Source organism: Mycolicibacterium alvei (assembly GCF_010727325.1).
In the GTDB taxonomy this organism is placed as follows: Bacteria; Actinomycetota; Actinomycetes; order Mycobacteriales; family Mycobacteriaceae; genus Mycobacterium; species Mycobacterium alvei.
This window is the reverse complement of sequence record NZ_AP022565.1, coordinates 2,146,181-2,169,530: the sequence shown is the minus strand read 5'-3', so window position 1 is coordinate 2,169,530 and position 23,350 is coordinate 2,146,181. Positions and strand designations below refer to the sequence as shown.

General features: G+C 65.3%; 25 protein-coding genes and 1 pseudogene. 11 read left to right on the top strand and 15 right to left on the bottom strand.

Annotated features, from left to right (window positions below):
- Positions 1 to 28: 28 nt before the first annotated feature.
- Together G6N44_RS10430 and G6N44_RS10425 are read right to left on the bottom strand one after the other, a co-directional pair.
- The gene (locus G6N44_RS10430) at positions 29 to 1,153 is read right to left on the bottom strand and encodes a Zn-dependent alcohol dehydrogenase (protein WP_163663716.1); all 1,125 of its coding nucleotides are present in this window, start codon (positions 1,151 to 1,153) and stop codon (positions 29 to 31) included.
- 17 nt (positions 1,154 to 1,170) lie between these two features.
- Entirely contained in the window at positions 1,171 to 2,610 is a 1,440-nt protein-coding gene (locus tag G6N44_RS10425; RefSeq protein WP_407666138.1) for an aldehyde dehydrogenase, read from the bottom strand.
- A gap of 87 nt (positions 2,611 to 2,697) precedes the next feature.
- Between G6N44_RS10425 and G6N44_RS10420 the strand changes: the two genes are divergently transcribed.
- The 3 genes from G6N44_RS10420 to G6N44_RS10410 are packed head-to-tail and all read left to right on the top strand — an operon-like array spanning position 2,698 to position 4,934.
- Positions 2,698 to 3,135, top strand: coding sequence for an FAS1-like dehydratase domain-containing protein (locus G6N44_RS10420; RefSeq protein ID WP_179964506.1), 438 nt, complete (start codon positions 2,698 to 2,700; stop codon positions 3,133 to 3,135).
- Positions 3,132 to 3,581, top strand: coding sequence for a MaoC/PaaZ C-terminal domain-containing protein (locus tag G6N44_RS10415; protein ID WP_163663712.1), 450 nt, complete (start codon positions 3,132 to 3,134; stop codon positions 3,579 to 3,581). Before G6N44_RS10420 ends, G6N44_RS10415 begins: the two co-directional genes overlap by 4 nt.
- A gap of 12 nt (positions 3,582 to 3,593) precedes the next feature.
- Complete coding sequence (locus G6N44_RS10410) at positions 3,594 to 4,934, top strand: TetR/AcrR family transcriptional regulator (protein ID WP_163663710.1); 1,341 nt, start codon at positions 3,594 to 3,596, stop codon at positions 4,932 to 4,934.
- Here G6N44_RS10410 and G6N44_RS10405 read toward each other — a convergent pair.
- Both G6N44_RS10405 and G6N44_RS10400 read right to left on the bottom strand, forming a co-directional pair.
- Complete coding sequence (locus tag G6N44_RS10405; RefSeq protein ID WP_163663708.1) at positions 4,903 to 6,111, bottom strand: CaiB/BaiF CoA transferase family protein; 1,209 nt, start codon at positions 6,109 to 6,111, stop codon at positions 4,903 to 4,905. The two genes, G6N44_RS10410 and G6N44_RS10405, sit on opposite strands and share 32 nt — an antisense overlap.
- Positions 6,108 to 8,282, bottom strand: coding sequence for an acyl-CoA dehydrogenase family protein (locus G6N44_RS10400; RefSeq protein WP_163663706.1), 2,175 nt, complete (start codon positions 8,280 to 8,282; stop codon positions 6,108 to 6,110). Before G6N44_RS10400 ends, G6N44_RS10405 begins: the two co-directional genes overlap by 4 nt.
- 85 nt (positions 8,283 to 8,367) lie before the next feature.
- Here G6N44_RS10400 and G6N44_RS10395 point away from each other — a divergent pair, with 85 nt between their 5' ends.
- Positions 8,368 to 9,477: a CaiB/BaiF CoA transferase family protein gene (locus tag G6N44_RS10395; protein ID WP_163663703.1), complete on the top strand. Its 1,110-nt coding sequence runs from the start codon at positions 8,368 to 8,370 to the stop codon at positions 9,475 to 9,477.
- Here the strand turns inward: G6N44_RS10395 and G6N44_RS10390 are convergent.
- The 3 genes from G6N44_RS10390 to G6N44_RS10380 all read right to left on the bottom strand — a co-directional run bounded on the left by G6N44_RS10390 (position 9,446) and on the right by G6N44_RS10380 (position 11,971).
- On the bottom strand, positions 9,446 to 10,303 hold the full coding sequence (locus tag G6N44_RS10390; protein WP_163669790.1) for a 3-carboxyethylcatechol 2,3-dioxygenase: 858 nt from the start codon (positions 10,301 to 10,303) through the stop codon (positions 9,446 to 9,448). The genes G6N44_RS10395 and G6N44_RS10390 overlap by 32 nt on opposite strands.
- A 93-nt stretch (positions 10,304 to 10,396) precedes the next feature.
- A complete protein-coding gene (locus G6N44_RS10385; RefSeq protein ID WP_163663701.1) occupies positions 10,397 to 10,987 on the bottom strand; it encodes a TetR family transcriptional regulator in 591 nt (196 codons plus the stop codon).
- A gap of 63 nt (positions 10,988 to 11,050) precedes the next feature.
- Positions 11,051 to 11,971: a TIGR03619 family F420-dependent LLM class oxidoreductase gene (locus G6N44_RS10380; RefSeq protein ID WP_163663698.1), complete on the bottom strand. Its 921-nt coding sequence runs from the start codon at positions 11,969 to 11,971 to the stop codon at positions 11,051 to 11,053.
- An 80-nt stretch (positions 11,972 to 12,051) separates the two neighbouring features.
- Between G6N44_RS10380 and G6N44_RS10375 the strand changes: the two are divergent.
- From G6N44_RS10375 to G6N44_RS10360, 5 genes and pseudogenes are all read left to right on the top strand, one after another.
- Positions 12,052 to 12,888, top strand: a pseudogene (locus G6N44_RS10375) (AMP-binding protein); the annotation flags it as partial.
- A 94-nt stretch (positions 12,889 to 12,982) separates the two neighbouring features.
- Positions 12,983 to 13,165, top strand: a complete 183-nt coding sequence (locus G6N44_RS29450) for a hypothetical protein (protein WP_308213806.1) — start codon at positions 12,983 to 12,985, stop codon at positions 13,163 to 13,165.
- Between the two features lie 95 nt (positions 13,166 to 13,260).
- Positions 13,261 to 13,626: a DUF4286 family protein gene (locus G6N44_RS10370; protein WP_163663696.1), complete on the top strand. Its 366-nt coding sequence runs from the start codon at positions 13,261 to 13,263 to the stop codon at positions 13,624 to 13,626.
- A gap of 71 nt (positions 13,627 to 13,697) precedes the next feature.
- The gene (locus G6N44_RS10365; protein ID WP_163663694.1) at positions 13,698 to 14,765 is read left to right on the top strand and encodes a thiolase C-terminal domain-containing protein; all 1,068 of its coding nucleotides are present in this window, start codon (positions 13,698 to 13,700) and stop codon (positions 14,763 to 14,765) included.
- The gene (locus G6N44_RS10360; RefSeq protein WP_163663692.1) at positions 14,762 to 15,172 is read left to right on the top strand and encodes a Zn-ribbon domain-containing OB-fold protein; all 411 of its coding nucleotides are present in this window, start codon (positions 14,762 to 14,764) and stop codon (positions 15,170 to 15,172) included. Before G6N44_RS10365 ends, G6N44_RS10360 begins: the two co-directional genes overlap by 4 nt.
- Positions 15,173 to 15,190: 18 nt before the next feature.
- Here the strand turns inward: G6N44_RS10360 and G6N44_RS10355 are convergent, their stop codons facing one another.
- On the bottom strand, positions 15,191 to 15,649 hold the full coding sequence (locus tag G6N44_RS10355) for a Zn-ribbon domain-containing OB-fold protein (RefSeq protein ID WP_163663690.1): 459 nt from the start codon (positions 15,647 to 15,649) through the stop codon (positions 15,191 to 15,193).
- Between the two features lie 70 nt (positions 15,650 to 15,719).
- Positions 15,720 to 16,541 carry an SDR family NAD(P)-dependent oxidoreductase gene (locus tag G6N44_RS10350; RefSeq protein WP_163663688.1) on the bottom strand — a complete coding sequence of 274 codons (822 nt, stop codon included), beginning with the start codon at positions 16,539 to 16,541 and terminating at the stop codon, positions 15,720 to 15,722.
- An 81-nt stretch (positions 16,542 to 16,622) separates the two neighbouring features.
- Here G6N44_RS10350 and G6N44_RS10345 point away from each other — a divergent pair, with 81 nt between their 5' ends.
- Both G6N44_RS10345 and G6N44_RS10340 read left to right on the top strand, forming a co-directional pair.
- Positions 16,623 to 17,474, top strand: coding sequence for an acyl-CoA thioesterase (locus tag G6N44_RS10345; RefSeq protein WP_163663686.1), 852 nt, complete (start codon positions 16,623 to 16,625; stop codon positions 17,472 to 17,474).
- Between the two features lie 60 nt (positions 17,475 to 17,534).
- A complete protein-coding gene (locus G6N44_RS10340; RefSeq protein WP_163663684.1) occupies positions 17,535 to 18,476 on the top strand; it encodes an SAM-dependent methyltransferase in 942 nt (313 codons plus the stop codon).
- Here the strand turns inward: G6N44_RS10340 and G6N44_RS10335 are convergent.
- The 6 genes from G6N44_RS10335 to G6N44_RS10315 all read right to left on the bottom strand — a co-directional run bounded on the left by G6N44_RS10335 (position 18,473) and on the right by G6N44_RS10315 (position 23,134).
- On the bottom strand, positions 18,473 to 19,174 hold the full coding sequence (locus G6N44_RS10335; protein ID WP_235682992.1) for a TetR/AcrR family transcriptional regulator: 702 nt from the start codon (positions 19,172 to 19,174) through the stop codon (positions 18,473 to 18,475). The genes G6N44_RS10340 and G6N44_RS10335 overlap by 4 nt on opposite strands.
- Positions 19,175 to 19,235: 61 nt before the next feature.
- Complete coding sequence (locus G6N44_RS10330) at positions 19,236 to 20,468, bottom strand: cytochrome P450 (protein WP_163663680.1); 1,233 nt, start codon at positions 20,466 to 20,468, stop codon at positions 19,236 to 19,238.
- Positions 20,465 to 20,860: a carboxymuconolactone decarboxylase family protein gene (locus tag G6N44_RS29225; protein WP_197907505.1), complete on the bottom strand. Its 396-nt coding sequence runs from the start codon at positions 20,858 to 20,860 to the stop codon at positions 20,465 to 20,467. Before G6N44_RS29225 ends, G6N44_RS10330 begins: the two co-directional genes overlap by 4 nt.
- A complete protein-coding gene (locus G6N44_RS29220) occupies positions 20,857 to 21,741 on the bottom strand; it encodes an NAD(P)-dependent oxidoreductase (RefSeq protein WP_197907503.1) in 885 nt (294 codons plus the stop codon). The genes G6N44_RS29225 and G6N44_RS29220 overlap by 4 nt, the downstream gene beginning before the upstream one ends.
- Positions 21,738 to 22,943: an NAD(P)/FAD-dependent oxidoreductase gene (locus G6N44_RS10320; protein ID WP_163663678.1), complete on the bottom strand. Its 1,206-nt coding sequence runs from the start codon at positions 22,941 to 22,943 to the stop codon at positions 21,738 to 21,740. Before G6N44_RS10320 ends, G6N44_RS29220 begins: the two co-directional genes overlap by 4 nt.
- Positions 22,940 to 23,134: a ferredoxin gene (locus G6N44_RS10315; protein WP_061263290.1), complete on the bottom strand. Its 195-nt coding sequence runs from the start codon at positions 23,132 to 23,134 to the stop codon at positions 22,940 to 22,942. Before G6N44_RS10315 ends, G6N44_RS10320 begins: the two co-directional genes overlap by 4 nt.
- Positions 23,135 to 23,350 lie beyond the last annotated feature (216 nt).

The following is a 23,350-nucleotide window of genomic DNA, read 5'->3' as shown; positions in this document are numbered from 1 at the left end:
TGCAATCTGAACACGGCTCGTCTGGCTGTTAAGCCTCGGCGGGGGGATAGATAAGCACGCCACGGATATTGGCGCCCGCGTGCATGTCGGCGTAGCCGTCGTTGACCTTCTCCAGCGGATAGGTGCGGGTGACCATGGAGTCGAGGTCCACCTGCCCGGCGCTGCTGAGCTCGAGGATCTTCGGGATGTCAGCGCGTGGGTTACCCGAGCCGTAGAGAGTGCCCACGATCTGCTTCTCGGTCAGGGTGAGATCCATCAGGTTAGCCCGGATCTCCCGCTCCAGCATGGGGTGGATGTTGGTGACGACCAGCTTGCCGCGTTTGGCCGTCATGGCCAGGGCCTGGCCGACGAGCTGTCCGTCGCCGACCCCCATCGCGCAGATGAACTTATCCACGCCACGATCCCAGGTTGCCTTGGCCACAACACCTTTGGCTTCGTCCCAGTTCGCTGCGGTGTGGGTAGCGCCCATCTTCACCGCCTCGGCCCGCTTGTACTCCGAGGGGTCGATGACGGTGATCGTGCGCGCACCGGCGAGTCGGGCACCCTGCACCGCCGCCGCGCCGATTCCGCCAACCCCGGCGACGGCAACCGTATCGCCCGGCCGTACGTCGGCGGCGTACACCGACGATCCCCATCCGGTGATGAACCCGCAGCCGAGTAGGCAGGCCCGGTCCAGACGATAGTGCTCCGGGATCTTCACGCAACTCGCCTCATGCACCACCGTGTGATGCGCGAAAGACCCGACCCCGCAAGCCAGCGCGAGATCCATGTCACGGAGGTGGTGGCGGGCGGTTCCATCGTGAATCTGCATGCCGGAGTATATCTTTGCGCCTAGGTCGCACAGGCTCTGATGGCCAGTCGAGCAGGACGGGCAGCGACCGCACGACGGTATGAAGCTGAACACCACGTGGTCGCCGGGTGCCAGCCACGACACATGATCGCCGACTGCCTTGACCACGCCGGCGCCCTCGTGCCCGCCGATGCAGGGAAGCGCGATCGGCATGTCGCCGGTGACGAGATGATCGTCCGAATGGCACATACCCGAGGCGTGCAACTCGACCAGGACTTCAGTCGCCTTCGGCGGATCCAGCTCGATCGTCTCGATCGTCCACGGTGAATTGCGTTCGAACAGGACTGCTGCCTGCGTCTGCATGTGAAATTCCTTCCGAATCAACGGATGATGGCTTGGTATTCAACGAATCCGGTGATGCCCTCCGGACCGCCCTCACGGCCGATACCGGACTGCTTGAAGCCACCGAACGGGCTGCCGAAGTCGAGTACGGCGGTGGAGTTGACGGCGATCGACCCGGCCTGCAGTTGGGCCGCCACTGTGGCTGCGTGCTCCTCATCGGCCGACCACACCGCACCCACCAACCCGTAGCGCGAGTCGTTGGCGATGGACACCGCTTCGGAAATATCGTCATAGGCGATGACGACGACGACCGGGCCGAAAACTTCCTCGCGGGCGATCTCCATGTCGTTGGTGGCCTCGACGAGAGCGGGGGTGACGAACCACCCCGGCCGGTCCGGACGCTCACCGCCAGTGAGCACCGTGGCTCCCTCGTCGCGCGCCCGCCGCAGGAGACCTTCGACCTTGTCACGTGCCGCCTTGTTGATGAGCGGACCGATATCAGTGGACCGGTCGGCCGGATCGCCGACCGTCAGCGCGGTTACCGCAGCGATCAGGACAGTCAAGTACTCGTGGTACCGACTGCGCGGCAGCAGGATTCGGGTCAGCGCGGCGCACAGCTGGCCGTTGTTTCCCATCACACCGCCGACCAGTCCGGCGACCGTCTTCTCGAGTGGCGCGTCCGGCAGCACGATGGCCGCGGACTTACCGCCGAGCTCTGTGCTGCAGCGGCGGATCCGGGATCCACACGACGCGGCGATCCGGGCGCCGACCGCGGTCGATCCGGTGAAGCTGATCTTGTCGACATCTGGGTGCTCGGTGAGCAGCTCGCCGGTCGCGGCCCCGCCGTTGACGACATTGACCACGCCATCGGGGATGCCGGCCTCCTCGATCGCCTCCATGAGCACACCGAAGGTCAGAGGCGCATCGGGTGAAGGCTTGAGCACCACTGTGCAGCCCGCCGCTAGTGCAGGACCCAGTTTCAGCGCTGCGATGAACAAGGGCGTGTTCCACGGCACGATCGCACCGACCACGCCCACTGGCACCTGCCGCACGTCGACGACGCCACCGGTCATCGAGGGCCGGCTGGTGGTGAACGGATGGTCGGGCGTGATGGCGGCGTAAGCCCGTAACACCCCGGTCGCGGTGATGACCTGGCCGAACGTGCTCCACGAGCGCGGCGAGCCGATCTCGGCGGTGGCCAGGTCGGCCAGCTCGCCCTTGCGGGCGGTCAGGACATCGGCGAGCCTTCCCAGCGCGGCGCCGCGCTCGGCGGGGGAGGTCTGCGCCCAGGCCGGCAGCGCGCTGCGGGCCGCCGCGACGGCGGCAGAGACCTCGTCGTCGCCCGCAATACCTACGGTGCCCAGCACCTCTCCGGTGGTCGGCGAGGCCACCTCCACTGTGGTGGCGGCAGTACTCGTCACCCATTTGCCTGCGACGTAGCTCGCCGCCAACTCGATCATGGACGCCAATTCTGGCATCGATGTCATCTTTAGACAAGCTGCTCAAAGGCGATTAAATGTTATTCAGGTTTCACATCCGTCATTCTTCTGACACTATTGGTCACTATGACTGCAGCGCCTGCCAGTGACACCGATCTAGGCGTGGGACAACCCTGGGAGGTGGTCGTGGAGCGCGGGAAGATCGCCGAGTTCGCCGACGCCATGCTCAGCGAGGATCCCGCCTACCGTGGTCCGGACGCGATCGTTCCGCCGACCTTCCTGACCAGCGCCGCCCGCTGGGCGCCGCCGGGCGTCCGGGTCAACGTGGGCTTCGACCGCAAGCGACTCCTGCACGGTGAGCAGGAGTACACGTTCCACAGCGAGTTACCCGCTGCCGGTGATGTCCTGACAGCACAGGAGCGGATCGTCGAGCGGTTCTCCAAGCCGGGCAAGCGTGGCGGCACCATGCGCTTCGCCACGGTCGTGACCGAATACCACGACACCGCAGGGGTTTTGGTGGCCGAGGCAAAGGCCACATTCATCGAGACGGCGGCCAGGCAATGAAACCCGGCGATCAGGCATCGCCCCGGGAGTTCGGTCCACTCACCCGGCAGATGTTCGTCCGCTACTCCGGCGCGTCCGGTGACCTCAACCCCATGCACTACGACGATGAACTGGCACGGTCCGCGGGCTATCCGTCGGTATTCGCGCAAGGCATGTTCTCCGCGGCGCTGCTGGCCGGGTTCGCCACCGACTGGCTGGGAGCACCCGGTGTGCGTCGGTTCGGCGTCCGCTTCCGCGAGCAGGTCTGGCCCGGCGACATTCTGACCTGCACAGGAACGGTCGTGGCGGTGTCCGAGGAGGACGAGACCGATCGGGTGAGTGTCGAACTCACCGCCATCAGGCAGACCGGCGGTGTGGCGATCACCAGCACTGCGGAATTCGCTGTACCCCGAAGCGGACCGCGAAACGCGGCACACGGTGCCGCGGGTCCTGCGGATCAGCAATAGGCTGGTGACACCATGTCCGAAGCCTCGATAGTCCGCCGCGCCAGTTACGGCCCGTCCAGCCCCGCTGTGGGGGCCCGGGGGGCCAGCACCCGCAGCCGGATAACCGAGGTCTCGCTGGAACTGTTCGGTCGGCTCGGCTACTTCGACACCTCGGTCGACGCGATCGCCAAGGCCGCCGGGATATCGCGGGCCGCGCTGTATCAGTACTTCCAGGGCAAGGACGAGATCTTCCTGGAGCTGCTGAACGAATGCGGCAGCGCACTGTTCCGGGTCGCACGCCGCATCGGTCCCATGGGACCGGACGAAACCGGCTTCGACAATCTGAACTGGTGGCTCGGCGAGTGGAGTTGGGTCTTCGAGAAGTACTCCACGATGTTCGTGCAGTGGACGGCGATCGCATCGTCGGACACGAAGGTGCGACCCGCGATCACGGGGTTCGTGCGCAGCTACAACCATCGGCTCGCCGAACGCCTGGCCGCGTCAGGTCTGCAAGGTCTGGACCCCGAGGTCGCGGCCATGACGATGACCGCGCTGGTGCACCGCATCAACCTGTTCGTGCACACCGACCGCGCCTACGGTCGCAGCGCCAAGGACGCCATCGACACCCTGTCGGTATTCCTGCAGTTGGTGCTGTTCCCCGATACGCCACCGGCGGTGCTGAAGTCGTTGGGACTGCATGCCAGCGCGGACCCGGCAGCGGATGTGGACGCCGTGCAGGTGCCCGACGCTCCAGATCTCACGGGGCTGTCCGTTACCGAGCGGACCGCGAACCTGAGCAAGCGCGCCGTCGCCACTGTGACGACGCTGGCCGATGCCGGTGCCGCGCAGTTCCGGGCCAGGGGATACCGAAGCACCAGTGTCGACGACATCGTCGCCGCCGCTGAAGTGGCCCGTGGCACCTTCTACAAGTACTTCAGTGACAAGCAGGATCTGCTCGCCGCGGTAGGTGCCGAGGTCTACGGGGCCGGAAAGGCATTCGCAGAACGGATCGCGCAGGTGGATCCGGTGGCCGACGAATCGACGCTGCGGCATTGGCTGGCCACTTACGTAGAGTTTTACGATCGGTATTCCGGCTGCATCGACGCTTGGGCCGAGGGCACCACCGACGACCCCACGATTGTCGGGATCGGCGAGAACGGTCAGGTGCTGATGGACATCGGCGCGGCTCGGATGTTGACCCGCCGACCCGGTGCGTACCCGTACGACCCGGTGATCTCGGCACTGATCCTGCGGTCACTTGTCACCCGCGTGCCTGAAGCTGCCCTCGACCTACCCGAGCAGCTGAGCCGGGACGAGGTCATCGAATTGTTGATGACCTGCATCAAGCGTGGTTTCTTCGCTCGGTCGAAGTGACGCCTGCCGCGATGAATTCGTCGATCCCAGCGGACGGGTATCCCAACTCGCCCAGGATCTTTCGGCTGTGCGCGCCCAGCGCCGGCACGTCACCCAGCAGCGGGTCGACGCCCGCCAGGCCTGCCGGCGGGGGCAGCGCCTCGGCGGGCCCGCCCGGAGTCTGAATCCTGCGCCACCGGTCGCGGCCGGTGAGCACGGGGTGATCCGACAGGTGCTCGACATCGTTCATGCGGGCGTGTGCCACCGCTGCTTTGTCGAGACGTGCCTCGAGTTCGTCGGTAGCCAACCGGGCCGCCGTTTCGCTGATGATGGCCTCCAACTCGTCGCGGTGCGTGACGCGATCGGGGTTGGTGGCGAAGCGCAGATCGGCGACGAGATCGGCTCTTTCCAGGACGATTTCGCAGAACCGCTGCCATTCCGGCGGGTTCTGCACCGCCAGCAGAACCGTATCGCCGTCGCCGGCGGTGAACGGGCCGTACGGGGCGATGGTCGGATGCCGTGCGCCCGTCCGGGCGGGTGCGGTCCCGCCGTACCGGCCGTAGTAGAGCGGTTGGGACATCCATTCCACCAGCGCATCGAACAATGACACCGAAACCGGCCGTGCCACACCGGTGGTCGCGCGGGTGTACAGCGCAGTGAGAATGCCGGAGAAGGTGAACATTCCGGCCGCGATATCGGCGATGGACACCCCGGTGCGTGCCACCTCGGCCGGCGAACCGGTCACCGACAGCAGCCCGGCTTCGGCCTGCACCAGCAGGTCATAGGCCTTCCGGTCCTTCCACGGGCCGTCCTGGCCGTAGCCGCTGATGGTCGCGGTGATGATCCGCGGATGCGAGCGGGCCACCGACTCGGCATCGAGACCCATTCGGGCTGACGCTCCCGGCCCGAGGTTCTGAACCAGCACGTCGGCATCCTCGAGTAGCCGGTGCACGATGCGCAGGCCCTCGGGCTGCTTGAGGTCGAGCGTCAAAGACTCCTTGCCGCGGTTGAGCCACACGAAGTAACTCGACTCGCCGTGTACCGAACGGTCATAGCCGCGGGCGAAGTCGCCACCCTGGGGGCGTTCGACTTTCACGACTCGGGCGCCGAGATCGGCGAGCTGGCGGGTCGCGTACGGTGCCGCGACCGCCTGTTCCAGGCTCACGACGGTGATCCCCGCCAGCGGTGCGTCCGTCATTTCGCCAACGGATCCCGCGGCAGCCCCAGCAGGCGCTCGGCGATGGTGTTGCGGATGATCTCCGAGGTGCCGCCCGCGATGGTCAGACACCGGGCGTACAGATAGGCGCGGGTCAGCTCCGGCGTTCCGCCGGCGACCGCGGAGGTTCCGGCCAGCTCGATCGCGAGTTCACTGACGTGTTGCGAGGATTCGGCCTGCAGCAGCTTGCTCACATTGGCCTCGGCCGCGGTGTCGCCGCCCGCCATGGCGCGGCTGGCATTGCGCAGATTCAGTAGGCGCAGGGCGTGAAGCTCGGCGATCACCTCGCCGACTCGGTGCTCCCGGCGCGCCGCTACTGCGTGGGAAGTGTTGTCCAGCAGCTTGATCAGGTCATCGGCACCCACGCCGATGGCACCGGAGCCGCCACCGATGGATACCCGCTCATTGCCCAGCGTCGCCCGCGCCACGAGCCAGCCGCGGTTCACGTCCCCGACCACATCGTTGTCGGGGACGAACACGTCGTCGAAGAACACCTCGTTGAACAACGCCTCACCAGTGAGCTCACGCAGTGGCAGCACCCGGACGCCGGGGGAGGACATGTCGATCGCCATCATCGTGACACCTGAGTGTTTCGGGGCATCCGGATCGGTGCGTACCGTCGCGAGGCCCCATTGGCATTCGTGAGCCAAGCTGGTCCACACCTTCTGCCCGGTGACCCGCCAGCCACCGTCGACCCGGGTGGCCGTGGTGCGCACAGCTGCGGCATCGGACCCCGCGCCGGGTTCGGAAAACAGTTGGCACCAATTGGTCTGACCGCGCAGCACCGGCTCCACCCAGCGCGCCCTCTGGTCATCGGTGCCGGCCTGCGCGATGGTGAGCATCACCCACCCGGTGATACCCAGATCAGGCAGGTCGACACCGCTGACTCCCGCGAACTCCTCCTCGATGACGAGTTGTTCGACCACACCGGCTTGGCGTCCCCACGGTTTGGGCCAGTGCGGCACCAGATAGCCGGAATCGACCAGGTAATCCCGCTGCTCGTCGGATGGCAGCCCACGCAGCCGCTCGACCGCCTCAGCTGCCTCCCGCCGGAACAGGTCGGCCTCGGCGGGCAGGTTGAACGACGCGCCGTGCGCGACTCCGGTGCGCTGCGCTTCGGAGATATCGGCCAGAGCGTCGCCGGTATCACCGATCAGCGCGGTCAGGCTCCGGGCCCGGCGCAGGTACAAGTGGGCATCGTGCTCCCAGGTGTAGCCGATTCCGCCGTGCAGCTGAATGTTCTTCTGCGTGATGAACGTCTGCATACGTGTGGCGTGGGCCGCGGCGACCGCGGCGGCGAATGACGCATCGTCCAGATCGTTCGAGCGCGCCGCGTCCCACACCGCCGCGGTGCTCTGTTGGGCGGCTATGAACATGTTGGCCAGGTGATGCTTGACCGCTTGGAAGGTGCCGATCGTGCGTCCGAACTGCTCGCGGACCTTGACGTACTCGGCGGCCATTCGTAGCGTCGCCCAGCCGACACCGACCGCTTCGGCGGCAGCAAGAATACGGAATGCCGAGCGCGCCTTTGTGTCCGCGCCCGAAAGGATTCGTTCTGCGGGTAGCTCGACATCGTGCAGGGTTACATCGCCGATGCTGCGGGTGGTGTCCAACCCGGCCAGCGCGGTGACGGTCACCCCGGCGGCTTCCGCGTCCACCACGATCAGGTCCGCACCGGCGGCCAGGACCAACACGCTGGCGTCGGGCGCCCCGGCGACGGCGCGGGCGGTGCCGCTGGCGATCGAGTCGCGGCCGAGCACGATGTCTGTGGAGAGGCCCACGGCACCAACCAGTTTGCCGCTCGCCAGCGAAGGGAGAAGGGCCGCACGCAGCACATCGGTACCGCAGCGGTCGATCACCAATGCGGCGGTCACAGTGGGCAGGAAGGGTCCGGGGCACAGTTCCTGACCCAGGGCTTCCAGCACGATCGCCAGCTCAGCGATGCCGAAGCCCGAACCGCCGTGCTCCTCGCTGATGGCCAACCCATGCCAACCGAGTGCCGCGGCCGCTTCCCACAGGTCGGTCGGGTATGGCGAACCGCCGTCGAGGGTCGCGCGGGCGGCAGCGCGACTCTTGTGCCTGGACAGCTGACCCACGGCGGCCTCGGCCAGCTCGTGGTGCTCCTCGACGATGGCGAGCGCGGAGATGCTCACGATGTTACTCCCGGACATAGTGACGGACATGTCAGATGCAATCTAACATGACGGGTTAACAACCCGAGTAGGCAAGGTCAGTGATATGAACGGTGCGTCAGATATCGGTTGGGGCGGCGAACCGAGGGGTGGCCCTCTGGTCGGTGTCAAAGTCGTCGAACTGGCGGGCATGGGTCCTGGTCCGCACGCCGCCATGGTGCTCGCTGATCTCGGTGCCGAGGTGCTACGAGTACATCGACCGGGGCACGCGGGCAGTGGCGCTTCGCTGCGGGGTCGGCGTCTGATCGCCGCCGATCTGAAGAACGCCGATGATCTCGACCGGGTATGCCGGCTGATCGACCGCGCCGACGTCCTGATCGAAGGATTCCGCCCCGGCGTCACCGAGCGGCTCGGCCTCGGCCCCGACGAATGCTGTCGTCGCAATACGGGTCTGGTCTACACCCGGGTTACGGGTTGGGGACAGACCGGCCCCCGTTCCCAGCAGGCCGGGCACGACATCAACTACATCGGACTGACCGGGCTGCTGCATGCCATGGGTACTCCGGACCGTCCCCCGGTCCCGCCGCTGAACCTGGTCGGCGACTACGGCGGTGGCTCGATGTTCGCTGTCCTTGGTGTGCTTGCCGCCCTGGTCGAGCGGCAAGGTTCGGGGCGCGGCCAGGTGATCGACGCCGCCATCGTCAACGGTGCTCCGGCGCTTGGTCACGTGTTGTGGTCGATGCTGGGCGACGGCCGTTGGTCGGATCAGCGCGGTACCAACATCTTCGACGGCTCAGCGCCGTTCTACTGCACCTACGAATGTGGGGACGGTGGTTATGTCGCAGTGGGTGCATTGGAACCGGAGTTCTTCGCCGAGATGCTGCGACTGCTGGAGATCGATCCGGGAACCCTTGGTGCACAACGGGACAAGGTCGGCTGGCCGGAGATGCGGCGGGTGCTTACTGAGACATTCCGGCAGCGGCCCCGCGATGACTGGACGCGGGTGTTCGACGGCAGCGACGCCTGTGTTACCCCGGTGCTGACGGTCGCCGAGGCGGCCGAGGATGCCCAGCTGCAGGCTCGTGACGTGTTTGTCGAGGTGGATGGCGTCCGTCAGCCGGCGCCCGCGCCGTTGTTCTCTCGAACGCCTGCGTCGCAGCCGGTGCCCGCACGAGACGGGTCCCTCACGCCGACGTCGCGACCGCCATTCCGGTGATCCACTCCGGTACGGGTTCGTAAACCAGTGGGGTGACCGGCCGGCCGCCGCCCGCGGCGCCGGCCGCCAGCCAGGTGCGCACTTCGTTGGCGCCGGCGCCCGCACGAGAGTGCGCGTTGTCAACGAGCCGGATCAGTGCCTCCAGATCCCAGGTCGACATCGCGTCAAGCACTTCGGCGTCCCAGTCGGGGCGAATCTTGTTGCGCGCGGCCGCCATGCCGTCAGCGATGATCCGCGCCCGCTCCTCGTCACTGAGGTCGTAGGTGTCGACCTCCAGGCTCGGGGGCGAATGCGATAAGCCGCCGGTCCCGATCAGCAGAATGCGCTGGTCGATGCCGTCGAGGAAGCGGCCGACCTCGGTTGCGAAGCCTGCGACGCGGCGTGCGGTAGGTAGGGGTGCGGTGGCGCAGTTCACCGCCACTGGGACAACGGGTTTGGCGGTCAGCTCGCCGAGTAGGTCCCGAATGGGTTGCGCAAAGCCGTGATCCAGCGCGATATCACGGCAGGCGGCGATATCGAATCCGGCCGACAGCAGGTGTTCGCACAGTAGACGGGTGAGAGGGGACGGCACATCGAGGTCACCGGCCGGGTGGCCGCCCTCGGCCAGGATCGACGCGGACAACGCGACACCGAACGCAGGCACCACGTGGCGAAACGCACGGCGGTGGTCGCCACCGAACAACACCACCAGGTCCGGGTCGAATTGCCGCACCCGTTCGGCCGCAGAATCCAGTGCCGAGCGGAACCGGCGACCGAAGGCGTGCTCGACGTCGCGTTCTTTGCCCGGGCTGTGGCTTGCGCAGACCACGAGTCGGTCAGGCCGCATATCTGTCACCTCCATAGAAGTGACACTAATGTTAGATCAAGTCCACCGCGCAGTCGGTACCTCTATGCCGGACGGCTCTAGATCCGCCCCGCGCTACTTCAGCACGGTCGGTAACGCGGCGAACTCTTGACGTATCAGGTCATCGAGGGCGCACACCGGTGCCGACAACCACTGATGGAGCGCACGCTCGACGAGCAGCATTCCGATGGATGCCAGCAGGTGGCAATCACTGTCCGGGGAGGGCAGCCCGCGCCGTTCGGAGATCACCTTGGCCACGGTCTCGGCATTGGCCTCGTGGTTCCTGCGCTCGCGGCCCAGCAGCACGAGTGAGGACGCGACAGCTTCGTGGTAGAGCGTGATCCGCTTGCGAATGCGTTTGAGTCTGGGCGCAAGCAACGCGAACGAGTTCGCCAACGCCTCGAAATCGGATATCTCTGTGGGTTGGTCGAGGTAGACACCGCTCACCGCGTCGATGAAGTCATACTCGCCGAAGAACAGCACCGATTCCTTGGTCGCGAAGTATCGGAAGAAGGTACGCGGGGACACGCCTGCGCTTTCGGCGATCTGATCGGTGGTCGTCTCGTCGTAACCGTTGGCGCTGAACAGATCCAGCGCCGCTTCCAACAGTTTGTTACGCATCCGGACGGCGTGCTCGCCTCGCGGTGAACGGTCACCCCGTGCCATCCGCCAACCTCCTCGACCGTGTCCGACGTCCTGACATTACAACGACGCCGGCTGCCCGTAGCCCTACCCGACCTTGGGGATGATTTCCTCGGCCACCCACTGCATGTGGTCCAGGTAGGCGCCGAAGCCGGCTAAAGGTGGCGGGTTGACCCAGGTGTCGGTGACGCCGCGCTCGGCGAGCATGTTGCAGTTGTCGATGACCTGTTGAGCGCTCTGGCCGAACTGCGCGTTGGGGTCATCGACAACGGCGTGTTCCTCGCCGATGGACAGCACTGCAAGGCTGTAGAACACCGAGAAGGGTCGGCCGTCGAAACCCGGCTGTGAGTACAGGTAGTCCAACTTGCCGGGCAGCTCGTCGGGCTTGGTCAGCCACGGTGCCCAGCCATCGCTGAAGCGGGCTGCCCGGCGCAGTACCGCGTCGGCATCCCCGCCCATCCACAGAGTCGGATGGGGTTTGGAGACCGGCTTAGGCCCGAAGGCGATGTCGTTGAACGTGACGAATTCGCCGTCGAAGTTCGGTGAATCGTTTTGCCACAGCTCAAACATCGCTTCGAGGTACTCGTCTGTCATCCGGCCCCGCTTGTTGAACGGGACGCCGATGGCGTCGTACTCCTCCTTGAGCCAACCGACGCCGATCGTGGTCTGTGCTCGACCCCCGCTGAACCAGTCGAGCGTGGCGATCTGCTTCGCGGCGACGATCGGGTTGTGCAACGGGAGGATTGTGACCATCGACCCGATGGTGATGGTTGACGTGGCGCCGGCGACGTACGCCTGAGCGGTAGTGGCGTCGAAGTAGTGGTTCCCGGAGAGTTCGACATGAGATGTCGGTGTCAAGAAGTGCTCGGGCAGGAAGACCATTGAGTACCCGAGCTCCTCGGCCCGTTGCGCCACGCGGGCGATGTCACTCCCTGTGAGATCGTGCTCCCATGGCTGGGTGATCGCGGCGACGTGCATGCAGTTGGGTAGGTACACGGTGAATCGCATTCTGTGCCTTCCGAATCGATGGCCCGGTGGCAATGCGGTGAGTTCAGATTCAACGGTATCCAGGCCGCGCCCACGCCATTATGACAGTTTACTGTCAATCGTCAAGATGCGGAGGAGCCCACATGTCCGGCACTGCGACAGCGGACGCACGATTCGACCGCACCGTTCTGCGTGACCGGTGGTGCCGCGAGGGGTGGTACTCGGGACGCACGCTCATCGATGCTCTGGAGTCGGGTGCGGCCGAACATGGCGACACCCCGGTGGTTTTCGTGGCCGACGGCGTCGAAACCGCGAGCACCGTGGCGGAGATCTTTCGGCGGTCGCAAGATGTCGCTGCAGGTTTGCAGCGGCTGGGTATCGGCACCGGTGACGTGGTGGCGGTGCAGCTGACCAATCGGCTGGAGTGCGCAATCGCGTACGGGGCAGTGCTGATGCGCGGCGCCACCTTGATCCCGATCGTCCACATGTACGGTCCCAGCGAGGTTGGGTTCATTCTGGCCGAATCGAGGGCCAAGGTGCTGATCATGCCGGCTCGGTTCCGGTCCCTGTCCTACCTCAACCGCTTCGGTGAGTTCTCGAAGATCCTCACCTTGGAACATTTGGTGATCGTCGAAGCGGAACCGGGCGACGGCTATCTCAGTTGGCCGGAACTATCCGGCCCGGAATATCGCCGCCCGTCACAGTCGGCGTCACCCGATGGCGTAGCCGTGTTGATCTACACCTCCGGGACCACATCAGCCCCGAAAGGGGTCCAGCACAGCCATAATTCGATCAACGCGGAGCAGAGAACGCTGCCGGACCTGGTGAGTGGCGGCGACGACGTGGTCCAGCTGGTCACCTTCCCGCCGGGCCACATCGCGGGAGTGGGAACGCTACTGCGGCCGTTGATCTCGGGATCTCGCTCGGTCTTCATGGATGGGTGGGATCCCGCGACGGCCGTCGACATAATCCAACGGCACCGGGTAACGGCCAGCAGCCCCGCATCCGCGCTACGGCGACGCCGTAGCGGCAGTGGTGGTCCTCAAGCGCGGCGCCGCACTGGATCTCGACGGCCTGCGCGAGCACTTCGCCGCCTCCGGGTTGGCCAGACAGAAGACCCCGGAACGCCTGGCGATCGTCGAAACATTGCCGCGCACCTCATTGGGCAAGGTCCGCAAGGCCGAACTTCGCAAGGAACACTTTGAAACTTCGTGACAGTCGCGCGGAATAGGGTCCGTACGTTCGTTGACTGTGACAGTTGACTGTCATAATGTGACGGGCACCGCTGGCCGATGAGAAGGGTGTGTGGCGTGTCCCCGAATCTGTTCGTTGTGTTGACCAACCCGATCGAGGGCACCGATGATGCCTTCAACAAGTGGTACGACACCCGGCACCTTCCTGAGGTTCTCGACGTGCCCGGTGTGGTGGCAGCTCAGCGGTACGACATCGCCGAAGTGAAGGTGCCCGACGATCAAGATCTACCCGCGCAGTTGACGCCACCGAGTCATCGCTACATGGTGATCTACGAACTCGGCGACGAGCCCGATGTGGTGATGGGGGAGTTTCTCAAACGCGTCATGGCGGGGACGCTGACCCTCGGGGAGTGGCTGGATCTGACCACCGTGTCCTTGACTGGTTGGGCTCCGCGCGGCGAACGTGTTCTCGCGGACCGATAGTGGGCGCGTGTGCCGTCGTCGGTATCGGACGCACCACCTACGGCCGAAAGTCCGGCCGAACGACCCGAGGGATGGCGGTGGCCGCTTGCCGCGACGCCATCGCCGATGCGGGCCTGACACCGGCCGACATCGACGGTATCTGCACATTCATGGTCAACGACTCCGAACAACCGATCTACGTCGGGTGGGCGCTGGGCATTGACGAACTGGCCTGGGCCAATGCCATGTACGGCGGCGGGAATCTGGTGGCCGACCAGATCGCCACCGCTGCCGCGGTGATCGAGGCCGGAATGTGTAAGGCAGTGCTGGTGTACCGGTCACTCAATGGCCGGTCCGGCTACCGCTTCGGCCATGTGGAAGGCCCGATGCAGGTGGCGCATCACGACCAGTTCGACACGGCTTCCGGCTTCATGGTGCCGCCGCAGTGGTTCGCCATGTGGGCCCGCCGGCATCAGCACGAATACGGCTCGACGTCAGAGGATCTCGGCCAGATCGCGATCACCCAGCGTGCACATGCCGGCCCCAACGAACATGCGCTGCGCCGGGATCCGTTGACGATGGACGATTATCTCGCCGCACGCTGGATCAACGAACCGTTCCGGGTGTTGGACTGCACCTCGGAGGTCGACGGCGCCGTGGCGATCCTGATCACCGGCGAGGACATCGCCCGTAACGCCAAGCAGCCGCCGATGTGGCTGGTTGGGTCCTCCAACTCTCAAGGGGGTGCCGGCTGGACGGAATGGGATGACCCCACCGAGATGTATTCGCGGACAGCCGGACCGAAGATCTGGGATAAGACCGGCCTGACGCCGGCCGATATGGATCTGGCCTGTATGTACGACTGCTTCACCTACACCGTGATGGCCACCATGGAGGGGTTCGGCTTCTGCGAGAAGGGTGAGGTCGGCAAGTTCTTCTCCACGGGCCGGGCCACCTACGGTGGTGACGTGGTGGTGAACCCGCACGGGGGCCTGTTGTCCGAGGGGTACATACACGGCCTCAACCACCATTACGAGGCGGCGTTGCAGCTGCGCCACGCCGCCGGTCTGCGTCAGGTCGACAACGCACAACTCGCTCTCGTCACCGCCGGCGGCGGGCCGTTCGGCGGCGCCAATGTCTACAGCAGGGAGAAGCCATGACGAATCCGTCGCTCCTGCCACCGATTCCAGTGCCCGACGCGGATACGGCGCCGTATTGGGACGGGCTGAAGAACGGCAAGTTGATGCTGTGCCGGTGCGACGACACCGGGAAGTGGATCCACCCGCCGCTGGAGCGCAGCCGTTACACCGGCGGCCCGGTGCATTTCGACGAAGTCAGCGGCGACGGGACTGTGTTCAGTTACGTTGTGGTGCGCCAACCGCTGGTCCCGGGCAGGACACCGCCCTACATCGTCGGATTGATCGAACTCGCCGAACAACGCGGCCTGCGGATCAACGCTGTCATCGACGCCGATCCTGCTCACGTGCGAATCGGCCAAGAGGTCAAGCTGCGCATCGGTGACCTCGGCGAAAGTGGCTACCGCATACCAGAATTCGTCATAAAATAGACCTGCCGGCGTGGGAGTTCAGGCCGTGCCGACCGGACGGAACAGCGGTAGCCAGACCCGGCTGTCCTCGGCTCCCGAGAGCGCAGTCCAGTCTTCGAAGAACACCTCGACGGTCATGCCGATTCGAATGTCGTTCTCAGACACCCCAACCACATTGGTGATGAGCCGGACGTCTGGCTCATCATCGAGTTCGACCATTGCCACGATGTAGGGCGGTTCGAACCCGGGGATCCAGGGCTGGCGGTTGACGGTATAGGTAGTCACCTTCCCGCGCCCGCAGACCGGCTCTGGTGCGACATCGGTGCTCCGGCAACGCCAGCAGGCTGGGCCAGGCGGGTGGAAGAAATGCCCGCAACCATGACAGCGGTTGATCAGCAGCTGACCGTGCTCGCCCCCCGTCCAGAAGGCCCGCGACTCTGCGGTCGGGCTGGGCGCCAGCCGCAGCTGCGGTCGCTGATATTCGGTGTCAGGCGTCATTTCGTTCCTCTCGAGGCGGTGAGCGACCGGCCGATGACCAGCCGCTGAATCTGATTGGTGCCTTCCGCGGTCACTTTCCGTAGCCCTGCCACTCGCATCCCGTCAGTTCGGCGGACAACTCCCACAACCGTTTTGCGCTGTTCGCGTCCCGGGCCTTGTCTTTCAGTTTGGTGGGTTTCGGTGTGCCCCACTGGTGAAACGGGCCACGCGGGGCGATGTAGGTGCCATTGGGCAGTGTCGTGGTGATCGCCTGAATGGTGGAACGTGCGCCGTCAGTCGGACTCTGGGCGATATGGGGTGAAATCACGCGCCCGGCCCACTGCAGCGCACCCGAACCGTCACGGGTGATCGACGTGTTCGTCATCCCCGGATCCGAGGCGTACGCGGTTACTCCGCGAGCCGTCAACTCACGTACGAACAGCAAGTTGGCCAGCTTGGATTCCCCGTACGCCGCCCACGGGTTGTATTTGCGGTGCTCCCAGTTCAGGTCGTGAAGGTGGATATGGGCCGTTTGGTAGTTCGTGCTGGCCACCGCCACCACGCGATCGCGGATCCGGTCGCCGAGCAGGCAGGTCAATGCGAAGTGGCCGAGGTGGTTGGTGCCCATGTGGGCTTCGAAGCCGTCCGCGGTACGGGTGAGTGGCAGGCCCAGGACGCCGGCGTTGTTCACCAGTACGTCGACGTAGTCGACCGTGTCGGCGAACTTGCGCACACTCGTGAGATCGGCCAGGTCGAGTTCGCGTACTTCGACGTCGCCGGACATCGTCTCGGCGGCCTCGTAGCCTTTGCTCAGGGTCCGGCAGGCGATCACCACCTGGTGGCCTGCCGTGACCATCGCGCCGGCGGTCGCCCTGCCGACGCCACTGTTTCCGCCCGTAACGATGATCCGCACGTTGCCACGTCCTCCTTCGCGCCGATGTTTCACAAACAGTAAACTATTTATCGTTTTAGTGACACGAGGATCGAGGTTTGGATGCTGGTAACGCTGGCGGATGTGTTGGACCTGTTCGAACTCGCAGCGTTGGGGGGCGACATCTTCGAGGGCACCCAACCCGATCCGCCCAACCATCACATTGTCGGTGGTCAGATCGCTGCGCAAGCGCTGATGGCGGCAAGCCGGACTGCGCAGGGGCGCCGGCCACACAGCTTGCACGTCTACTTCCTGCGCCGTGGTGACGCCCGTCGGCCGGTCCGGTTCGAGGTCGCCCGGCTGCATGATGGCGGCACCTTCTCGACCCGCCGGATCGCCGCCACCCAGGCCGGCGAGGTGCTGATGGAAGGCCTCGCCTCGTTCACTGCCGGCGTCGTCTCCGCCGACTATCAGCGCACAATGCCGCCGGCGCCACCTCCGGAATCGTTGATGCCCATCGAAGAACAACTCGCGCCCTACGCCGAAGAGTTCGGCGGGTTCTGGATCGAGGAACGACCGTTCGACGTCCGCTATGTCGATCCGCCGCCCCGCATCGCCATGGACTCAGGCGAACCGGCGGGGCCGGTCAGTCGGATCTGGCTGCGTGCCAGGGGCGCGATTCCGCCGGACCCGGTCGTGAACAGCTGCGTACTCACCCTGCAGAGCGCCCTCACGCCGGTGGAGACCACGCTGGGGCCGATGCGGAAATCGCAATATGACATCTCGGCGCTACTCGACCACACAGTGTGGTTCCACCGGCCCGCCGATTTCTCGGACTGGCTCATCTACGAACAGACCTCACCCACCGGGGTCGCCGGACGCGCTCTGGCGACGGGTGCGATCTATAACCGGGCCGGCGATCTGGTGTGCACGGCGGCCCAGGAGATCTACTTCCCACCGCCCAGGGAAAGTTAGTCAGTATAATAATTTGCAGCTCGTCCGTGGACTGCGGACGAAGACGGCGAAGGGGCAACTATGGCTAGAACAGAAGGCGACAGCTGGGACATCAACGAGAGCGTGGGTGCCACCGCCTTGGGTGTCGCCGCGGGTCGGGCAGCGGAGACCAACAGTGAGAACCCGTTGATCCGCGATCCGTATGCGCAGATGTTTCTGGAGGCCGCCGGCGATGGTCTCTGGAACATGTACCTTCGATCAGAAGAATTGCCCGCCGAACTGGCGGAACTGGACCCGCATTTCAAAGAGCGGATGCAGGCGATGATGGGCTACACCGCGTCGCGCACGTTGTTCTTCGACGAATTCTTCACCGACGCGGCGGCGGGCGGCATCCGGCAGTCGGTGATCCTCGCTGCAGGTCTGGACGCCCGGGCTTGGCGGTTGGACTGGCCCGCCGGCAGCGTGGTGTACGAGATCGATCAACCCAAGGTGCTCGACTTCAAGTTCGCCACTCTCGAAGCGCGGGGCGTATCACCGCTGGCGACCTATGTAGGTGTTCCGATCGACCTGCGCAACGACTGGCCGGCCGCGCTGCGCGCAGCGGGTTTCGATCCCACAGCGCCGACGGCCTGGTCGGCCGAGGGGCTGCTGCCGTACCTGACGGCCGAGGCGCAGGATGTGCTGTTCGAGCGGATCACAGAGTTGAGCGCGCCGGGCAGTCGGGTAGCGGTGGAGGCATTCAGCAACGAGTTCTTCAGCGCCGAGAGTTTCGCGCGTCGCGAGGAGCAGATGCAGCGGTATCGCGAAGCCGCTGCAAAACTCGGCCGGGAGGACGTCGCGGCATCGGGCAACCTCCTGTATGAGGAGGAGCGTACTGAGGTCGTCGACTGGCTCGAAGCCCACGGCTGGCAAGCCACTGGTGTGAGCGCAGTCGACCTGCTGGCTCGCAATGGCCGTTCGATGCCGGAGGGTCTGGACGACGGTATTCCAGAAAGCGTCTTCGTCGACGGTCGATTGAGCTAAGGCTCCTCGACGACGGTTTCGGCAATGAAGCGGTCGACGTCTGTTTGCGGTGGATACGCTGGGCCGTCGCGCTGTTCCGCGCTGACCAGCACGTCGAGGAGACCGTCGGCCAAGTCGTCGAGCTGATCGATCGATCCCGCCATGGCAAGGCTGTGCTGGATCGACACCAAGCCGTGCAGGCCGGTCCAGAGGGTGTGCGTCGCCTGGTACAGCGGCAGGGTGAGCGGATAGCCCGCGTCGGCACATGCGGCCAATGCGCGTCGCAGCCGGCCCGACACCTGCCGTGCCGGGTGCAGGCCCATCCGTTCAGGGTCCACTGCTGGTTGTCGTATTTCGTACATCAGCCGGTAGTGGCCCGGATTGTCCATCGCGAATCGGCAGTAGGCATGGACCTGGGCGCGGAGCCGCTCGCGCGGCCCCTCCCCATCGGCGGTGCGTTCAGCCACGTCCATCTGGTCAGCCAGCTGAGCGTATTTCTCGGACAGGGCCGCCCAGACCAGCTCGGCCTTGTCGGAGAAGTGCAGGTAGATACTGGGCGCGGCGACTCCGACTTCCTGAGCGACGGCGCGCATGGTGAGCTTCTCGTCGCTACCCCATCTGTCGAGCAGCCGGTTCACGGCGTCGAGCACCTCGCCGCGAAGATCTCCCTGCCCGCGCCGGCGTCGTCGCCGCGCAGGCGCGTTTGCTACCTGCTCCACCACACCTCCGCAATCGACACCGCCGGTCCAGCCTAAGCGGTGCCGATCGCGGAGTGTGGGATCACCAGGTGGCGAGAAGTTTGCGCACGCCGTAGTTCGTCCCATAAGTATCCATCTCGACCTGATCTAGCGGCGTCGCCAGGCGCAACCCCGGGAACCGCGTGAACAACTGCGGCAGAATGGTTTTCAACTCGGCACGGGCGACATTTTGCCCCAGGCACTGGTGTACGCCATAGCCAAAGGCCAGGTGCCGGGTGATCTTCCGGTCGAAGTCGGGTCCATCCGGATTGTCGAACACTCGCGGGTCCCGGTTGGCCGCAGGCATGGCCACCACCACGAGGTCTCCCTTGGCGATCTGCTGACCACCGATTTCCAGATCCTCCTTCGCGGTCCGGCCGAGGCCGAACTGGACGATGGTGAGGTAGCGGAGCAGTTCCTCCACCGCGGGGCCCACTTTGTCGGGATGTTCCACCAGGTTCTGCCGTGCCTCCGGGTGCGTGAGCAACGTGAGTGTGGACAAGCCGATCATCGCCATGGTCGTGTCGTGACCGGCGAACAGCAGGAGGACTCCGATGGACACCAGATCGTTGTCGGTGAGGATCGAGCCTTCCTCCTGGCTGCTGCGAATGAGATCGGCCAGCAGTCCTTCTGAGCTGGGATCGGCTCGCTTCTCGGCGACCAATTTGGTGATGTAATCACGCAGCCAGAGGCCGCCTTCAGCACGTTCGGCGCGAGTCCGACTGGTGTCCATCATGGCCTCGGTGGCGTGGTGGAATTTGTCCCGGTCGGCGTACGGGACACCCAGTAGCTCGCAGATGACGAGGCACGGGATGGGCAGGGCCAGATGTTCGATGAGATCGACCGGTTCGCCGTTCGCCCCGAGCGCTTCAATGGTGTCGAGATGCTCGGTCACGATCTGGTCGATGTAGGGCTGCAACCGTGTTTGGACGGCTTTCGGGGTGAACCGCCCTGAGAGCAGCCGACGGTAGGCGCTGTGGTCGGGCTCGTCCATGAACACGAACGTCGGGTCGACGGCCTCGGAGGTGTCGTTCGAATAGGGATCGACACCTTCCTCGGGCGGCACGTCGTGGCGGGGCCGTGCGGAACTCATCCGCGGATCGGAGAAGACTTGGCTGCCTTCCTCGAATCGCGTTACCAGCCAACCAATTCGGCCGCTGGGGAACCGGATTCGGGTGATGGGTTGCTCTTCGCGCAAGTGGTAGTAGGCCATTGGCGGGTCGAGCAGTCGTTGCCGTTCGACGGGCATGGCGGGAACGTCGAGTTCGATGGTCATTTGTGGTTCTCCGTTTTATCGTGATTGCCTTCGGCGTGGGCCCGCAGCGCGGCCTCGACACCGTTGTTCAGCTGGGTTCCGTTGCCCCAGCCGACGTAGTACTGCAGCTGCAGAACGGCTTCGCGCAGTTCGCCCGCGGACAGTTCGTCGTTGGCCAGCGCACCGCGCACCTGAATCTCGATCAGATCGGCCCGGCCCAGCGCCGCGGTGGCGCCGAGGACGAGCAATCGACGGTCCCGAATGGACAGGCCCGGCCGGCTCCATACTTCGCCGAACAGGTGATCAACGGTCATCTCCAACATCGGCGTCCAGTCGTCGGGAAGCGAATCCGCGAAACCGGGCCCGTAGACGGCGTCCATGGTTTTCAAACCGAGGTGGGTGGTCTCACTCATGACTGCTCCTTTACGGGGATTTCCAGGGTTTCAGCGCCGTTACTGCGGGTGGCGTCGACCAGCGGTACGACGACACCGCAATCGGCGGCCAGTTCTTGTGCAGCAGCGAGGTCCTTGTCCATCAAACGGCGCACTTGCGGGACAAGCGCGCGGGTATCCGGCTGTGCAGCAATCTGATTGCGCAGCCAGGAGAACAGCGTGGCGCCCTCGGGGTCGGCTGCCTGAACCACCTCGATCAGCCTTTCCGGTGCAACACCGGCGGCGTCGACGAGTCCTGCGGCCTCGTGGACTGCGCGCCAGGTGCCGTAGGTGATGACGTTCCGGGCGATCTTGGTGGCCATGCCGGCACCGAGGGGCCCGCAGTGCACCACCTCCTTGGCGAAGTCGACCAGCACGGGCATCGCCGCGCGGACGGCGTCGTCGTTGCCGCCGAGGATGGCGACCAGTCCGTTGTTGGCAGCCTGATCCCCCGGAGTGACTCCGCAGTCCAGCAATTCGACACCCTTGGCCGAGCACTCCCGGGCGAGCTCATGCACCACCGGGACTGCAACGGTGCTCAGCAACACCACGACGAGGCCCGGGTGAGCGCCGGCGAGCACACCGTCATCGGCACACAGCACGGTCCTGGCTTGGGCGGCATCGACCACGGCAACCAGCACGACATCGCTGTCGCGGGCCACGTCGACGGGCGAGGCCGCCACGGGTGGTACTCCCAGCAGGTCGTCGGCAGCATCGGGGCGGATGTCGTAGACGACCGGGATGCGTCCGCTGCGGGCCAGGCTGACAGCGACACCGCCACCGATCATGCCGAGGCCGATGACGCCGGCTCGCGGTGCGATGCGCACGGGGTCTGTTGTAGCGCTGTGGGTTTGAACACTCATACTGATGCTCCTTGTTCGATGGTGGACCAGGGTGCGCGGGCGGCGACGAGGGCGCGCGCCGCCCGTAGTGGGCGGATCATCCCGGCGCCGACGGCCCCACGGACATGTCCGGCCTTGCCGTAGACCGCGACAAATTTGCGGTCGGCCAGATCGCCGTCGACGACGGTAAATGCATCTGCCCCGCGGGTCTGTCCGTAGATCTGCAGTTTCAGGTCGTATTGGTCCGACCAGATGTAGGGGACCGGTGTGAACGGCGTAGGGCTGTCGGCGGCAAGGATGTTGCGCGCCACCGCGATACCCTGATCGGCAGCGTTGGTGCGATGCTCCAGCCTGAGGCGCTCGTCGAGCTCGACGTGGTGCCATGAGGCGACATCGCCGGCCGCCCACACTCCGGGTTGGGCGCGGCAGAATTCGTCACAGATAACCCCGTCGCCAATCGGGATACCGCTGCCGGCAAGCCATTCGGTATTGGGGATGGATCCGATCGCAACCAGTACCGCGTCGGCGGGCAACGTCGAACCGTCGGCCAGTTCCACTCCCGCGACCCGGTTGTCGTGGTGCGTGACGGCCGCTACTTTGACACCGGTCTTGAGGCGCACGCCGTGGTCGGTATGCGCGCGCAGCAAAAGCCCGCCGAGTTCGGTGCCAAGCACGTCCGACAAGGGCGACTCGATATCGGAAACCAGCGTCACGTCGGCCCCGGCGGTGCGTGCCACTGAAGCCACCTCGGCGCCCAGGAATCCTGCGCCGACGATCACCAAGCGCGGACGCCCGTCGAGAGCTGAGCGCAGCCGCTGAGCATCGTCGAGGGTACGCAGCACATGCACCCCCTGGAGACCCTCGGTGCCGGCCAGTGGGCGAGGGCGGACCCCCGTGGCGATCACCAGGTCGTCGTAGGCGATCTGGGTACCGTCAGCATCGGTGACGATGCGAGCGGCGCTGTCGACGCGTTCAGCGCCTGTCCCGAGCCGCAGGTCGATGTCGAGTTGGGAGAGCGTGCTCCGATCCCGGAGTTGCGTCTTGCTGTCCGGCCAGAGCCCCGACAGCACTTCCTTGGACAGCGGCGGACGGTCGTACGGCAGGTGGTGCTCCTCGCCGATCATCGTCAGCCGCCCGGCAAAGCCGCCTCTCCGCAAATTCTCAGCAACCGATAACCCGGCCGCCGAGGCGCCCACGATCAGCACGGAAGGCGCTGGTGTCATTCGTGCACCTCGATCAGTGCGGCAGGGCACACCGCCGCCGCCTCCCGCGCCGGACCGTACTGGTCCTCGGGGGGATCGGCGTTCAGCAGGATGACCACACCGTCGTCTTCGCGCTGGTCAAAGATGTCTGGTGCGGCGAGTACGCACTGGCCCGCACCGCAGCACTTCGTTTCGTCGATTGTGATGTGCATCCGACTCTCACCTCTCCGCCTTAACCTAACTAAGTTCAGTACAAGGTGAGGCTATACCCGGGGAGGCGCTATGGGCACGTCGATGTGCGGTGATTGAGCACACAGTCGATATATGTACTAACTAATCCTGGATCGGCGGTGCACACGAAGCTGCCCACAATCCCACAAGGCACTTCTGGGGCGGTGGGCAGCGGTTCACATTCGCCTGGGTTGGGG